This window comes from Candidatus Methanocrinis alkalitolerans (assembly GCF_029167205.1).
Taxonomy (GTDB): domain Archaea; phylum Halobacteriota; class Methanosarcinia; order Methanotrichales; family Methanotrichaceae; genus Methanocrinis; species Methanocrinis alkalitolerans.
This window is the reverse complement of sequence record NZ_JARFPL010000029.1, coordinates 13676-27853: the sequence shown is the minus strand read 5'-3', so window position 1 is coordinate 27853 and position 14178 is coordinate 13676. Positions and strand designations below refer to the sequence as shown.

Genomic DNA, 14178 nt, shown 5'->3' with positions numbered 1-14178 from the left:
GGTATGATTGGACGTCCACATCCATGCTACTTACCTTCGAGGTGCCTTGGATGCTATTATTAAAAAATGTTGTGGATATTTACAGAGAGAAATTCAGGACTTCTAAGTTCAAAACGCGGAATGTGGGTTAAATGTATGGTCAAAAACCATTGCCTGGCAAAGCATATAGCGGATGCTGCATGGAGCAAACTGATAGCTGCCACGTCTTACAAGGCAGAATGGGCCGGTAAACGTGTCGAACTTGTGAATCCTTCGAATACATCCAAAATATGTTCTGGCTGTGGTCAAATGGTCTTGAAAAGTCTATCCGAGAGGGTTCACCAATGCCCTTTCTGTGGCCTGACTCTGGACAGGGATCACAATGCAGCCATCAACATTCTCAGACTGGGGCTACAGTCTGTGGCGAAAGCCTAGATGCCCCCGACTTAAGTCGGGGGAGTAGTCACTGTGCGTTGAAGGTCCGGCCGGCGGGATCTCCTACTTCCCCGTCACTGGGACGTACTCAACGCCGGGCCTCCGCCTCGCCACCTCCATCCTGAAGAGCTTCATCAGGTCGTAGACCTCGCCGGGGACGTCGGTCTTGACGCAGTCGCCCAAAAGCTTCGTCGCGTCCTCGGCCAGGAAGGGGTGATCGTGGGTGTACTTGCCTGAGACGAACTCCTCGACGATGACGTCGGCATTCTCCCCGTCACACTTCCCGTCCAGGATAGTCCGCACGAGCCCCTCTATCTGGCTGAGGGCCTTCTCCGCCTGGTCGGCGAGGATTATCGTCTTGTCGTCCACCTCGTCGATCTTCTTCTTATCCATCAGCTTAACCAGGGAGGTGGCGGGGTAAGACCCGGTCTGGTCTCCGAGCTGGGGGTCGACGGGGCCCAGGGCGGCGTGGGGGTCCATGATGATCTCGTCGACGGCGAGGGCGATGAGGGTCCCGCCGGACATGGCGTAGTGGGGGATGATTACGGTCTTCTTCGCCGGGTGGGCCTTGAGGGCGAGGGCGATCTGGGTGGCGGCGAGGGCGAGGCCGCCGGGGGTGTGGAGGATCAGGTCGATGGGGACGTCCTTTGGGGTCGTCCTGATGGCCCTCAGAACCTGCTCGCTGTCGTCGATGTCGATGTACCTGGCCAGGGGTATCCCCAAGAAGCTCAGGACCTCCTGCCGGTGGATGAGGGTGACCACCACCGACTTCCTCTTCTTGCCCATCTTGACGAGGAGGGCTCTCCTCGACTTCTCCAGGTACCTCCTCTGGAGCATGGGGACGAGGAAGAGGATCAGAAAGAAGATTACCCATATGTTGCTCAGGAGGGCTTCCGGGACGACCTGGAGGAGGAGAGGATCGGGCATCGGGTTATAGAGCCACGGAATTCTATTTAAAATTTGTTGATCCAATGGTTATGATGTGACAGAAGAATCGAAAGGTAAAGAGATAGCGATAGGATCTGGAGATCCGGCGCCAGGCTTCTGCCTCCACGACCAGGACGGAGGGCAGGTCTGCCTTGGGGATCTCTTGGGAAGGTGGATCGTTCTCTACTTCTATCCCAGGGACAACACCTCAGGATGCACGAAGGAGGCCGTCGACTTTTCATCCGCGATCGGTGATTTTCGGTCCCTGGGAGCCGAGGTTCTGGGCGTCAGCCCCGACTCCACCGAGAGCCACAGAAAGTTCAAAGATAAGCACGGGATAGCGGTCTTGCTCTTGAGCGACCCCGACCACCGGGTCCTCTTGGCCTACGGCGCCTGGGGGACTAAGAAGATGTACGGCAAGGAGCACCAGGGGGTCATCAGGAGCACATTCATCATCGACCCTGCCGGGCACGTCGTCCGGATCTGGAGGAGGGTCCGGGTGAAGGGGCACGTCGACGAGGTTCTGGGGGAGATGAGATCCCTCGCCGCCGGAGAGTCCGGGGAGGGATGAAGGAGGATGGCCTGAAGATAAGAGGGCGGGTAGGTGATGGATCGTCGGGGTGAAAATGGGGAAGGTTTTAAGCCCCCGCCGCCGTCCTGCTTCATCGGTTTAGGAGGAATATCGTTTGCTCGAAAGGCTCAAGAGATCTCTACTGGAGGCGCCGATCTACAAGAGAGGCGACTACAACTACTTCATCCACCCGATCACCGACGGCGTCCCCGAGGTGAGGCCGGATCTGATCAGGGAGGTGGTAACCCACATCATCAGGACGGCGAACCTGGACGTCGATAAGATCGTCACCATCGAGGCGATGGGGATCCACATAGGCACAGCCCTCTCCCTCTTCACCGACATACCCCTGGTGATCATCAGAAAGAGAAAGTACGGCCTCCCCGGGGAGATAGAGGTGAGCCAGGTCACAGGCTACTCCAAGGGGGAGCTCTACCTCAACGGCATATCCCCCGGAGATAGGGTGATCGTCGTCGACGACGTCGTAAGCTCCGGGGGGACGGCTCTTGCGACCCTGGAAGCGCTGAAGGCGGCAGGAGCCGAGGTGGTGGACCTAGTCGCTGTTATAGAGAGGGGCAAGGGGGTCGAGAGGCTGAAGAGCCACGGCTACACCATCAAGACTATGTTGAGGGTCGATGCCGACGAGCGCGGGGTCAGGATCCTGGAGTAGGGCTTTGGAAGGCAGGAGGATCTTTCCGGGCGGCGAGGGCTTTGGGGACTAGGGAGGAACTCTCCGCCGAGACGGAGAAATGGCTGGAAAGAGCCCGGGCGGAGGTGGAGACGGTCTCGGCCCGGGGAGATGGAGGGGAGAGGTTTCTTTCCAACATAAAGGCCTACATATCCGACTGCCGGTACTTTGCCGAGAAGGGCGATCTGATCAGGGCCTTTGAGGCGGTCATCTGGGCTTGGGCCTGGATCGAGATCGGCCTGGAGGTGGGAGTCCTCGTCAAGAAGGGCGATGTCGGAGGGGTCGATACGTCCCTCTGACCGCATAGGGACGAATTGACAGCAAGAGTGGTGAGGATCTCGCCCGTCAGAAATCGACGACGATGGTTCTCCCCTCCAGGACGTCCTCTTCGCTCACATCCACCCCTCTTGCTTCGCCACCAGCGACGTCCAACAGGGGTCCCAGGAGATAGGGGCCCACCGAACTCACACCATCTGTCACTTCAGTCGAATAGGGGACGACGATCTCGTAGCGGCCGTCCACAGGCATCGCTGAGCTATGGTACTGGAAACTTCTCCCCTGGTTTGATCTCATCTCCAGGATCAATCCCATGGGTTCGCTGTAGGGGGTCGTCCCCGTGATCTTCGCCCCCTCGACCCCCTCGAAGACCTTGACCTGGCTGACGGGGAAAGTTAGCCCATCGGTGGTCTGCGACTCGTATATTAGACGGAAGTGTCCCAGGGTTGAGCCGTCGAGGAGATGAAGCTTCGCCAGCATAGTCTTCATGAACCTGGCGAAGTGATGATAGCTGACGATATCCGAATCTTTGGATATCTGGACGTAGCTGCCGGGATCTTCATCGATCCAGCGAGCCAGGAAGGGGAGCTTTCTATATACTATTTTTTGTGATGTTATCACGTATCGCACGCCTCTTGCATCGGCTATGGATATGGCAGCTTCTTCGTTCTCTGAAAGGAGAAACCGTGCAGAGTCCTCTGCTCCGGCCTGGAAGTTGTTCGCCACCACCGGCCTCTCCGACTGATACAGGATCCAGTTGCCATAATCCCACCAGCTCATTACGCCGTAGTCTCCGGCCATGACGGGGGTATCAAACCCTTCGGTGGGAGGGGTATTCTCTTTGAGCCAGATGAGGGTTTCATGCCAGTCTCCGGATATCGCGGGCCTATACTCGGCGATCCCCGGAATGCTTGCTGCAGCAGGGAGGAGAAGGATCAAAAGGAAGATGCCAATGCCCGCCTCCCGCGCCTCAGAATCGACCTTCTCAAGACGGACCGAGGATCTGACCCTTTCTCCCACCCAGAAGAAGAGAAGGCAGACCAAGATCGCCCCGCTGATGGAGAAGAGGAATAAGAATCGGGCTTGTGAGACCATCATCGCCGTGGAGAATAGAGCCCAGACGAGAAACAGCATCTGATCTCTCCTGAAGCCTGATTGTTGGATGGTGAAGATCAGGATAACGAGCCCCGCGAGGGCGAAGAGGAGGCCCAGGCCTGGGAGGGAGAAGATGTTATAAACGCTGAATATCGGCATCGCCTCTTCTATCCCCACCCTTGCCAGGTCGCCTCCGCCGAAATATCCGATACCGCTCCTGAAGAGCGAGCGGATCTCCCCGCCGACGCCTATCGTGTAGCTCAAGATGAAGGCGATATAGGAAGATGCTGCGACGGTGGGGAGAAAAGCCTGCCAAGGCAGATTCTTTATGAAGAAGAGACGCGAGAGGACGAAGAAGAAGGCGAGGGCTGCCATGGATCCGACGGCTCCAAAGAAGGAAGGTTTGAGCCACGGCTCATCCCAGAAGGGGAGCAAGAGGAGGAGGGCGACCCCAAAGGCGGCGGCCAGGGGGAGGATCGTCTCTTCAGAGGACCTTCCTTCCTTGAGGTCCAGGGCTATCTGGAGGGCTCCATAGACGAGGAGTGCGGCCATATATGCCGGGGTCCCGAGCCAGGTATAAGCGGTGGCGGCGATGAGAACCCCCGCCGGTACCGCGTACTTTGGCCATCGATTCCTCTCCGTCAGGGCGTAAGCGAGGAGGAGCAGAGCCCCCAAAAAGAAGAGCAGCTCCAGTGGATCGTGATCTGGCAACCCAAAGATCGTCCTTGCGATATGTTTCGAGTCTATCGCCAATAGGAAGGCCGAGAGGAGGGCCACCTTCGTCCCGAAGAGCTTCTTGGCCAGGAGGTAAAGGGCGACGATCATCAGCGATCCCAGAACTGGTGGGGCGACGGCTGCTGCCATATCCACGGCCTGGGAGGATCCGCCTAATAGGAGGGAGAATGCAGCTATCATCTGATCGAAGAGGGGGGGCCATGTCAGATCCAGACCGTGGGGATGGTTCAGGTAGGAGTCAAACCAGAGGGTGGAAGGAAAGTTCTCGACGGTATAGACTATTCTCCTCATGTGATAGAAGGAGTCGTAACTGAAAAACTGGATCCCTCCCTCGACAAAGGCGTTTCTTGCTGGAACCAGCCTCAAAAAGAGCGCCAGGAGGAAGGCTGCCAAGACTCCCCAAAGCTCGCGTGATCTCCCCCTCGCGATGTGTGATCTCTCCCTCGCCATATTAGGATTGGGATCACAACCGCCGTTCAAATAAGTTTCTATTTTATGCTCGAGAAGATGGCTCCAACAGTTCCACCGCAGCGATCCCAGCACAACGGCCAGAACGAGGTGGAATGCGGCGGCTCCGCTGCAAACCCCGGCCCCGCCATCGGACTATCCAAGATAAGGGACCCCGATCCCCTCCACAAAAGCATAATTATACCAGGTATGCGTCAAAACCCATCTTCAGAGCATGTTGGTCATACACGCAATCTGGGACGGCGGCAGCCACTACCTCTGGGCGGAATCATCGGCGCTTCCCCGTTCAGCTCCGCCCTCGAGGGGAAGACGACCCAAAAGGCCTAAACCAAAACCCCACCCCTTCGCCATCCCAGAAGAGATGCTCAAAGACGAGATGGCGGCCATCTTCGGGATGAAAACCCCAGGCGTTAAGACGATCATATGCAGCCTGCCTTCCACCAAGAAGGGCCCTCTACCATCCCCGTGGCTCATCAAGGAAGATAGCGCCGATGAGGTGCTCTCGGGCCTATCCCCGTGGCAGATCGACGCCCTCGCCTTCGACCCCCGCGCCGCTTTCGTCATGCTCCTCGATCTCCCCGTCCATCCGCCTCCCGGGATCGTCTTCGCCAGCTCCCTCCGGTTCTGGATCGCAGCTGCGAGGTTCTCCCTTGAATTGATCGCCCGCGAACAGTTTGCTCCCGCGATAAGGGATGGCGCAGCCCGCTGGACGCCGATAATAGACGAGGACGACCAAACTAGGGTCAAGTCCCTCGCTAAAGCCCTACCTCCAAGCTGCCTCGCCTTGGAAGAGGAGGGCCCGTCAAGAAAAAGATCGAAAGAAAAAGGGGGACCATCACCGTTGCAGCTCGTCGAAAGCTTCATCGACCTGACGACCGACGCCTTCGTCCGCTGGTCCCTCATCACCGAGAAGACAAAACTCGAACCCGACCTCGGCGGTCGGCCTCCCAAGGTCAAACCTCTGCCGCGCCAATTCCTCCGGGCTCTGGCCGGAGAAGACCCCGCCCTGAAAGCCCCATTGAAAGAGGTCACCGCCTTCTCTGAGAAGATCCAGCGCTGGCTGTCCCAGCTTAAGCCCCCATCCCCAAGGGCGCCTTTCCGCACCTGCTTCAGGCTGGACGCGCCCACGGGCCCGGCGGAGGCGAGCGACGGGATATGGCAGGTCCGCATATTCCTCCAGTCAAAAGACGACAAGAGCCTCCTCGTTCCCGCAGAAGAGGTCTGGAAAGCCCGGTCCAACACCGCCATCTTCCTCAAAAGAAAGATCAATAACCCCCAGGAACACCTCCTGGCAGAACTCGGAGCCGCATCCCGCATCTCCCCGGAGATCGAACGGTGCCTCCAAGATGCCTGTCCTGCGGCACTTGAGCTTCAAACCCATGAAGCTTACAGGTTTCTCCGGGAATCGGCGCCCCTACTGGAACAGAACGGGTTTGGGGTCCTCCTCCCATCCTGGTGGGAGAAGCGGGGCTCACGCCTCGGCCTGAAGCTGAAGCTTATTGATCCCGAGGACGAAACAGAAACCGACCCCCAGATAAGCCGGGGGCTCTTCGGCCTGAAGTCCATCGTGAAGTTCGACTGGGAGCTCGCCCTCGGCGATTCGACCCTCACCGAGGTGGAGCTGCGCGACCTGATCCACCTCAAGGTACCCCTCATCCAGGTCCGGGGCGAATGGGTGGAGCTGCCGCCGGAAGAGATCGAGACGGCGATCGGGTTCTTCGAGAAGAAGCGAAGAGAGGGAACTGACGCCATCTGCCTGGAGGAGGCGATCCGGCTGGGCCTGGGCGCCGAAATGGCCATCGAAAACGATCTTCCCGTCCTGAAGGTGGAGGCGGAGGGCCGGATCCGCGAGATGCTGAGCCGCCTCTCCGGAAAGGGCGAGATCGAGGCCGTCGACGTCCCCGCAAGCTTCATGGGAACCCTCCGCCCATATCAGATGAAAGGTCTCTCCTGGCTCAGCTATCTGCACCGGCTGAGGTTCGGGGCGTGCCTCGCCGACGATATGGGCCTGGGCAAGACCGTCGAGCTTATCGCCTTCCTGCTCCACCAACGGGCCATCGAAGATCTCCGGAGGCCGTCTCTTCTGATCTGCCCCATGTCGGTGGTGGGAAACTGGCAACGGGAACTGGACCGTTTCGCCCCATCCCTCCATGTCATGATCCATCACGGCGCAGACAGGCTGTCCGATAGTGAATTTGGGCAAGAAGCCGAACGTAACGATCTCGTCATCACCACCTACGCCACGGCTCAGCGGGACGAAGAGTCCCTATCGATGATCCGTTGGCAGAACGTCGTCCTCGACGAGGCCCAGAACATCAAAAACCCCGCAGCAAAACAGACGAAGACCGTTAAGAGGATCAAGGCCGACCAGAGGGTCGCCCTCACCGGAACGCCGGTGGAGAACCGCCTCTCGGAACTCTGGTCGATCATGGACTTCCTCAACCCCGGCTATCTGGGCCCCGCCAAGAGGTTCCACGAGACCTTCGCCCTGCCGATCGAGAGGTACCGGGACCAGCAACGAGCTGAACGCCTCCGGCGGATGACCCAACCCTTCATCCTGCGGCGTCTCAAGACGGACCCGTCCATAATCAGAGACCTCCCCGACAAAGTCGAGACGAAGGTCTACTACCACCTCACCTCAGAACAGGCGACCCTCTACGGGGCCGTCGTTGAAGATATGCTGGAAAAGATCGAATCTTCGGCGGGGATCGAGCGCAGAGGCCTGATCCTCGCAGCCCTCACCAAACTCAAGCAGATCTGCAACCACCCAGCTCTATTCCTCCAGGACGGAAGTCCTCTGGACGGCCGCTCCGGAAAACTGACCCGCCTCGAAGAGATGCTGGAAGAGGTCCTGGCATCCGAGGACAAAGCTTTGATATTCACCCAGTTCGCGGGGATGGGCGCCATGCTGAAGCACCATCTTCAGGAGAAGCTCGGCTGCGAGGCTCTATTCCTCCACGGAAAAACCCCTAAGAAACAGCGAGATGCGATGGTCCAGCGGTTCCAGTCCGGGCAAGACGGGCCGCCCTTCTTCATCCTCTCCCTCAAGGCAGGAGGCTTCGGCCTCAACCTCACCGCCGCAAGCCGCGTATTCCACTTTGATCGGTGGTGGAACCCCGCGGTGGAGAACCAGGCGACCGACCGAGCCTTCCGGATAGGCCAGCATAAGAACGTCTTCGTCAACAAGTTCGTCTGTATGGGCACCCTGGAGGATAGGATCGACAGGATGATCGAGGATAAAAAAGAGCTTGCAGAGGCGGTCATCGGCACCGGCGAGGGGTGGCTGACGGAGCTATCAACTGAGGATCTCCGCAACGTCCTGACCTTGAGATGTGATGCCGTAGAGGATTGATTCGCGGGAGATGATCGATGATGAGCGGCTACTGGGGATACTATGAGCCTCGAAGGCCCAAAGAGGTCGAAGATGGGATCAAGGCGAAGAGCAGACGCGGCGCCATCGGTGAAAAGTGGTGGTCGAAACGATGGGTAGCCCTCCTCGAATCCTTCAATATGGGGGCGAGGCTGGGGCGAGGCCGCTCCTATGCCAGGAAAGGCCAGGTAATATCCATCGAAGTCCAGAAGGGGCTTGTTAGATCCAAGGTCCAGGGGGTCCGGTCAAAACCTTACGATATCGAGATCAGGTTTGCGCTCATCGCCGATGATGACTGGGAGAAGGCGATCGAAGCCATGGGATCGAAGGCGATCTTTGCAGCTAAACTCCTCTCCGGAGAGATGCCAAAAGATATCGAGGACGCCTTCAGCGATGCGGGATGTTCACTATTTCCAGGAAAAAAGGATATCAAGACCGATTGCTCCTGCCCGGACTGGTCAAACCCCTGCAAACACATCGCAGCGGTCTATTATATAATGGCAGAGAAGTTCGACGACGACCCGTTTCTGATATTTAAGCTGCTGGGAAGGACAAAGGAGGAGATCATCGAGGCTCTCCGAGAACGGCGGGCATCAACTCTGTCGGCGGAGGAAGTCGAAGCTGCGGACGACGCCCCCCCGGATCTGGATGAGAGCCCCCTTGAAGAACGGCTCGATCATTTCTGGGAATTCGGCGACGAGCTTCAATTGGTGGCGCCCCGTCCTCGACCCCCTGAGGTTTCCTGTGCAGTCCTCAAACGGCTCGGTGACGCGCCCTTTTCTATCGATGGATCCAACCTCGCGTCCAATCTTCCAAGAGCGTACGAGGTGGCAGGTCAGGCGGCGCGAAAGATGGCTGCCAAGAACGGTGCCCTGGATTTCGCCTGAAGGCCGAGGCCCGAATTCGGCGGCGCCTTCGCATCAATCTATTCAAGAAAGAACTCAGGCCGGATTCCCGCGACTTCAGTTGTGGGAGGAGGCTGTACTTATTCTCCTGCCTCGTTAGACAAAAATATATTTATGGCTGAAAGATCAACATTGACATGATGGTAGATCAGGTATTAACCGTTCGGTGTAAGCCGAATCCATCAGATGGGCAGATCAACAGTATCGAATATACTCTGAAAGCTTTTGCCGACGCTTGCACCTGGATCAATCAGAACGTCGATCCGAAGGTTAAGGGCGGGATTAAGATGCAGTACTTGATCTACCAAGATGTAAGGGAGACGTTCGGACTATCTGCGAACTTAACTATTCAGGCTATAAGACGAGTAGCCTCGAACCGCAAAACTGCTGGTAAGAACAAGATCGAAGAGTGTGAACTACCCTACCCTAAAGGGTAGGGCTTCCCACTTCATCGCCAAGACTTGAATCACATAATTCGTGTGAAAAATGGAAATATTGTGTAGCTTAAACTCCTTAACCGATGACCCATTAAATCGGATCAAATCTAGATGACGCATAATTCGTGTGAAAAATGGAAATATTGTGTAGCTTAAACTCCTTAACCGATGACCCATGGAGACCATTTCGCCCAACTGAGAACCGACCTCCAACGTAAAGCCTCGAAGGGCACAAGAAGTTCCAGACGGAGATGTAGGCAACTTCTGAAACGGCTGTCGGGTAAGGAGCAAAGGTTCCAGAAATGGGTTAACCATGGGATCAGCAAAAGTATAGTTCAGAGTGTCATTGAAACCGAGTCTGCGGTCGCATTGGAAGATCTGTCAGGGATCAGGCAAACCTCCAATCGTCGAATAAAATCGCTGCACAAGTGGGCGTTCTACCAGCTTAAGGAGTTTGTGAGCTACAAGGCTCTAGCTGCAGGTATCCCGGTAATTTTGGTAGAAGCTGCCTACACAAGCAAGACCTGTCATCGGTGTCATCGTATAGGGGATAGGAAAGGGAAAGAGTTTTCCTGTCCTTCGTGTGGATGGTGTGGTGACGCGGACTTTAACGGTGCTCGAAACATTGCAGATCTTGGGGCTGTTGTAAACCAGCCTGGAGGCCCGGGGTTGTTCTGCCTAACTATGGCAGAAAAGATTCCAGGGCTACAGAAAGCCCCCCTCTTCAGAGGGGGGTAGTTTACAAGCAAAAAAGCTTATCCCCAGGGACTCTGGTCTTGATTTGTGTCACTTGTTAGCCTGGTCATCCCCGCCATGGACGAGGAGGAGGCGATCGGAGAGTGCATAAGCCGGGCGATGGACGTCTTCGATGCGATGGGGATCGAGGGGGAGGTGATCGTGGCGGACAGCTCCTCGGACTCGACGCCAAAGGTCGCCCTCTCCCTCGGGGCGGTGGTGGTAAAGCCGGAGAAGCTGGGGTACGGCAACGCCTACCTGGCGGGGTTTGCCCGGGCCCGGGGCGAGTACATCGTCATGATGGACGGGGATCTCACCTACGACCCCCGCGAGATGGACGAGTTCATAAAGCTCCTGGAGAGGGGAGAGGCTGATCTGGTCATGGGGACGAGGCTCAAAGGGACCATAGAAGAGGGGGCGATGCCCGCCCTCCACAGGTATGTAGGTAACCCCCTCCTCACCCGGATCCTCAACCTCCTCTTCGGGGCAGGGATCTCCGATGCCCACTGCGGGATGAGGGCTATGACGAGGGGGGCTCTCGACGGGCTCCACCTCCGGGCCGGGGGGATGGAGTTTGCCTCGGAGATGGTGATAGAGGCCTCACGAAAGAAGCTTCGGATAAGGGAAGTCCCCATAACCTACTCCCCGCGGAAGGGGGCCTCGAAGCTGCGATCCTTCTCCGACGGCTGGAGGCACCTGCGGTTCATGATGCTTTATCGGCCGGGTCCTTTCCTCCTCTTTCCGGGGTCTGTAGCCCTGGTCATCGGCCTTGCTTTGACCCTCTTCGTACTGATCCAGGAGCCGAGCCGGGAGCTGAGGATGCACTCTCTCATCCTGGGGTCGATGCTCCTTTTGATCGGTTATCAGACCCTCCTCTCGGGGATCTACATCGCTGCCTTCGGAAAGGCCTATGGGGTGGGTGGAGAGGGCCGCCTTGCAAAGAGCCTCACAAGCTACCACTCCCTGGAGAGGGAGCTCATCGTGGGGACGGTTCTTTTATCGGCTGGAGTGATCCTGGGGCTGAAGGTGATACTGACCTGGATGGAGGCGGGATACGGATCCCTCCAGGAGATGCAGGAGTCGGTGATGGCGATGGTCCTGACGATAATGGGGATTCAGACGGCGTTCTCGGCGATCTTCATAAGCCTCCTCCTCCTCAACTCCGATGAAGGAAGGGAGGGATGAGCCGGGCGGGGTGATGGAGCCTGGGAGGTCTGCAAGATGAGAGGAAAAGATAGAAGAGTCCCGGGGCGACCATGAAGATCGCTTATATCCACGACGTAATTTACCCTCACGTCAAGGGAGGTGCGGAGAAGAGGGTCTGGGAGATATCCCGGAGGCTGGCGGAGAGGGGGCACGAGGTGACCATCTTCGGGATGAAATACTGGGACGGCGAGAGGGCAATCGAACGGGAGGGGGTCCGCCTGTGCGCCGTCTGCGACCCTATGGACCTTTACGTCGATGGGAGGCGGTCGATAAAGGCCGCGGTCATTTTTTCGTCGAGGCTCCTGCGCTCTTTCCGGGGGGAGTTCGACGTCATCGACGCCCAGCAGTTCCCCTACCTTCACTGCTTTCCGGCTAAGGTCCACTCCGTCCTGGGTAAGACGCCCCTCGTCATAACCTGGCATGAGGTCTGGGGCGACTACTGGCGCGAGTACCTGGGATGGAAGGGGATGGTTGGGGAGGGGATCGAGAGGCTCGCGGTCCGTCTCCCTGATAAGATAATCCCCGTATCGGAGATGGTGAGAGACGATCTATCAGCCCTGGGGGTGAACGGCGTGAAGATGGAGGTGGTGGCAAACGGCGTCGACCTTCGGAAGATCGACTCCGTCGAGGCCGCAGAGCCCTCATGCGACGTCATCTACGCCGGGAGGCTCTCGGCCCACAAGAGGGTAGACCTCCTCATAGAGGCGGTGGGGATCGCCAAGAAAGATCTGCCCGAGATCAGGTGCTGTATCGTCGGGGACGGCCCTGAGAGGGAGAAGCTCGCAAGGCTGGCAGAGGAGCTGAAGATCCAGGAGAACGTCGATTTTTTGGGGTTTCTCGACTCAGAAGAGGAGGTGACGGCGAAGATGAAGTCCTCGAAGGTCTTCGTCCTCCCCTCCATGAGGGAGGGGTTCGGCATCTCTTTATTGGAGGCGAACGCCTCCGGCCTTCCGGCCGTAGTCGTCGATGCAGAGAGGAGCGCCGCAGCAGCCCTCATCAAGGAGGGGGTGAACGGGGTATTATGCGATCCGTCGGCTCCATCTATGGCGTCGAAGATGATAGATCTTCTCAGTGACGGCTCCTATAAGAAGATGGCCAGAGATTCGAAGGAATTTGCAAGAGGCTACGACTGGTCCGATATCGCGAGGAAGGTCGAAGGAGTATACGAGAGGCTCTAAATGGTGAAAAGATGAAGATCCTCATGACCCCGGCTCGCTTTCGCCCCTACACCGGCGGGGTGGAGAACTACGTATTCAGCCTATCTCGAGAGCTCGTCGGCCTCGGCCACGAGGTGACCGTCCTCTGCGCAAACGAGCCGAAGTCGGCAGGGGAGGAGGTTCTGGAGGGGATCAGGGTTCGTCGGCTCCCCTACATCGGCAAGGTGGCGAATACGAACATCACCCCCAGCCTGCCGGTTGAGATCCTGAGGGAGGATTTCGACCTCCTCCACACCCACCTGCCCACGCCGTGGTCCGCCGACGTCAGCGCCATCGCCGCCGCTGCCAAAAGACGGCCCCTGGTTTTGACGTATTATAACGATATCGTCGGCGAGGGGTTTGCGGGACGGATCGCCCAGCTCTACAACGGGACGGGTTTGAAGCTGTTGCTGAGGATGGCTGCGAAGATCATCATCATACAGCCCGGCTATATAGACTCCTCCCCCCACCTCAGGAGCTTTCGCGATAAGATCGAGACGATCCCCGTGGGGGTCGATCTATCGCGGTTCAGCCCTACGGGGGATGCGACGGACGGCGGAACGCTCTTCTTTCTGAGCAGCCTCGACAGGTATCACAGCTACAAGGGATTGGACGATCTGCTCGAAGCGCTGGTTTTGGTGAAGGAGGACCATCCGGAAGTGAAGCTTTTTGTCGGCGGCAGTGGAGAGCTCCTGGGCCATTATCGTGGGATGGCGCAAGACCTGGGCATCGGAGACAGCGTCGAGTTCCTCGGTTTCATCCCCGAGGATATGGTGGCGAAGCATTATAACAGAAGCGACATATTCGTCCTCCCATCCAAATCGCGGTCCCAGGAGGGGTTCGGGATGGTCGCGCTGGAGGCCATGGCCTGCGGAAGGCCGGTGATCTGCAGCAATATCGTGGGAGTCGCCGAGGATATCGAGGAGAATGGGGCCGGTTTGACCGTCGAGCCCTCAAACCCCAGAAAGCTCGCCGGGGCTATAATCCGTCTCCTGAAGGACGGGCCAGTTGCGAAGGAGATGGGATCTGCAGGCCGCAGGCTGGCGGTGGAGAAGTACGGGTGGAGTACGGTCGCTGAAAGGGTCGAGGGCGTCTACGAGGAGCTGGTCGCTCCTCGGCGACCCGGATGAAAAATTAGCAGATATATCTCAGGGG

At 57.8% G+C, this 14178-nt stretch carries 12 protein-coding genes and 2 pseudogenes; 12 read left to right on the top strand and 2 right to left on the bottom strand.

The window, feature by feature from the left end:
- Positions 1-126: 126 nt before the first annotated feature.
- A pseudogene (locus P0O24_RS09270) lies at positions 127-414 on the top strand (RNA-guided endonuclease InsQ/TnpB family protein); the annotation flags it as partial.
- A gap of 63 nt (positions 415-477) precedes the next feature.
- On the opposite strand, the gene P0O24_RS09265 reads toward P0O24_RS09270, so the two are convergent.
- Positions 478-1341, bottom strand: a complete 864-nt coding sequence (locus P0O24_RS09265) for an SDH family Clp fold serine proteinase (RefSeq protein WP_316969472.1) — start codon at positions 1339-1341, stop codon at positions 478-480.
- A 55-nt stretch (positions 1342-1396) separates the two neighbouring features.
- On the opposite strand from P0O24_RS09265, the gene P0O24_RS09260 reads away from it, so the two are divergent.
- The 3 genes from P0O24_RS09260 to P0O24_RS09250 all read left to right on the top strand — a co-directional run bounded on the left by P0O24_RS09260 (position 1397) and on the right by P0O24_RS09250 (position 2899).
- Positions 1397-1912, top strand: a complete 516-nt coding sequence (locus P0O24_RS09260) for a peroxiredoxin (RefSeq protein ID WP_316969471.1) — start codon at positions 1397-1399, stop codon at positions 1910-1912.
- Positions 1913-2027: 115 nt separating this feature from the next.
- Positions 2028-2582, top strand: coding sequence for a hypoxanthine/guanine phosphoribosyltransferase (hpt, locus tag P0O24_RS09255; RefSeq protein ID WP_316969470.1), 555 nt, complete (start codon positions 2028-2030; stop codon positions 2580-2582).
- Positions 2583-2623: 41 nt separating this feature from the next.
- Entirely contained in the window at positions 2624-2899 is a 276-nt protein-coding gene (locus P0O24_RS09250; RefSeq protein ID WP_316969469.1) for a DUF357 domain-containing protein, read from the top strand.
- Between the two features lie 46 nt (positions 2900-2945).
- Here the strand turns inward: P0O24_RS09250 and P0O24_RS09245 are convergent, their stop codons facing one another.
- Entirely contained in the window at positions 2946-5156 is a 2211-nt protein-coding gene (locus P0O24_RS09245; RefSeq protein ID WP_316969468.1) for an STT3 domain-containing protein, read from the bottom strand.
- 45 nt (positions 5157-5201) lie between these two features.
- Here P0O24_RS09245 and P0O24_RS09240 point away from each other — a divergent pair, with 45 nt between their 5' ends.
- From P0O24_RS09240 to P0O24_RS09205, 8 genes and pseudogenes are all read left to right on the top strand, one after another.
- The gene (locus P0O24_RS09240; RefSeq protein WP_316969467.1) at positions 5202-5501 is read left to right on the top strand and encodes a hypothetical protein; all 300 of its coding nucleotides are present in this window, start codon (positions 5202-5204) and stop codon (positions 5499-5501) included.
- A 34-nt stretch (positions 5502-5535) separates the two neighbouring features.
- Positions 5536-8526: a DEAD/DEAH box helicase gene (locus P0O24_RS09235; RefSeq protein WP_316969466.1), complete on the top strand. Its 2991-nt coding sequence runs from the start codon at positions 5536-5538 to the stop codon at positions 8524-8526.
- 17 nt (positions 8527-8543) lie between these two features.
- On the top strand, positions 8544-9431 hold the full coding sequence (locus P0O24_RS09230; protein WP_316969465.1) for an SWIM zinc finger family protein: 888 nt from the start codon (positions 8544-8546) through the stop codon (positions 9429-9431).
- Positions 9432-9586: 155 nt separating this feature from the next.
- Positions 9587-9886 carry a hypothetical protein gene (locus P0O24_RS09225; RefSeq protein WP_316969464.1) on the top strand — a complete coding sequence of 100 codons (300 nt, stop codon included), beginning with the start codon at positions 9587-9589 and terminating at the stop codon, positions 9884-9886.
- Positions 9887-10066: 180 nt separating this feature from the next.
- Positions 10067-10683: pseudogene (locus P0O24_RS09220) on the top strand (RNA-guided endonuclease InsQ/TnpB family protein); the annotation flags it as partial.
- Positions 10670-11806: a glycosyltransferase family 2 protein gene (locus P0O24_RS09215; RefSeq protein ID WP_316969462.1), complete on the top strand. Its 1137-nt coding sequence runs from the start codon at positions 10670-10672 to the stop codon at positions 11804-11806. The pseudogene P0O24_RS09220 and the gene P0O24_RS09215, both read left to right, overlap by 14 nt.
- A 71-nt stretch (positions 11807-11877) precedes the next feature.
- Positions 11878-13005: a glycosyltransferase family 4 protein gene (locus tag P0O24_RS09210; RefSeq protein ID WP_316969461.1), complete on the top strand. Its 1128-nt coding sequence runs from the start codon at positions 11878-11880 to the stop codon at positions 13003-13005.
- An 11-nt stretch (positions 13006-13016) separates the two neighbouring features.
- Positions 13017-14153 carry a glycosyltransferase family 4 protein gene (locus tag P0O24_RS09205; RefSeq protein ID WP_316969460.1) on the top strand — a complete coding sequence of 379 codons (1137 nt, stop codon included), beginning with the start codon at positions 13017-13019 and terminating at the stop codon, positions 14151-14153.
- The last annotated feature ends 25 nt before the right edge of the window (positions 14154-14178 follow it).

Bases quoted from the DNA above. Each gene is read 5' to 3' on its own strand.
- P0O24_RS09265 (WP_316969472.1), bottom strand. From the start codon at position 1,341: ATGCCCGATCCTCTCCTCCTCCAGGTCGTCCCGGAAGCCCTCCTGAGC.
- P0O24_RS09245 (WP_316969468.1), bottom strand. From the start codon at position 5,156: ATGGCGAGGGAGAGATCACACATCGCGAGGGGGAGATCACGCGAGCTT.
- P0O24_RS09240 (WP_316969467.1), top strand. From the start codon at position 5,202: ATGCTCGAGAAGATGGCTCCAACAGTTCCACCGCAGCGATCCCAGCAC.
- P0O24_RS09235 (WP_316969466.1), top strand. From the start codon at position 5,536: ATGCTCAAAGACGAGATGGCGGCCATCTTCGGGATGAAAACCCCAGGC.
- P0O24_RS09230 (WP_316969465.1), top strand. From the start codon at position 8,544: ATGATGAGCGGCTACTGGGGATACTATGAGCCTCGAAGGCCCAAAGAG.
- P0O24_RS09225 (WP_316969464.1), top strand. From the start codon at position 9,587: ATGATGGTAGATCAGGTATTAACCGTTCGGTGTAAGCCGAATCCATCA.
- P0O24_RS09210 (WP_316969461.1), top strand. From the start codon at position 11,878: ATGAAGATCGCTTATATCCACGACGTAATTTACCCTCACGTCAAGGGA.
- P0O24_RS09205 (WP_316969460.1), top strand. From the start codon at position 13,017: ATGAAGATCCTCATGACCCCGGCTCGCTTTCGCCCCTACACCGGCGGG.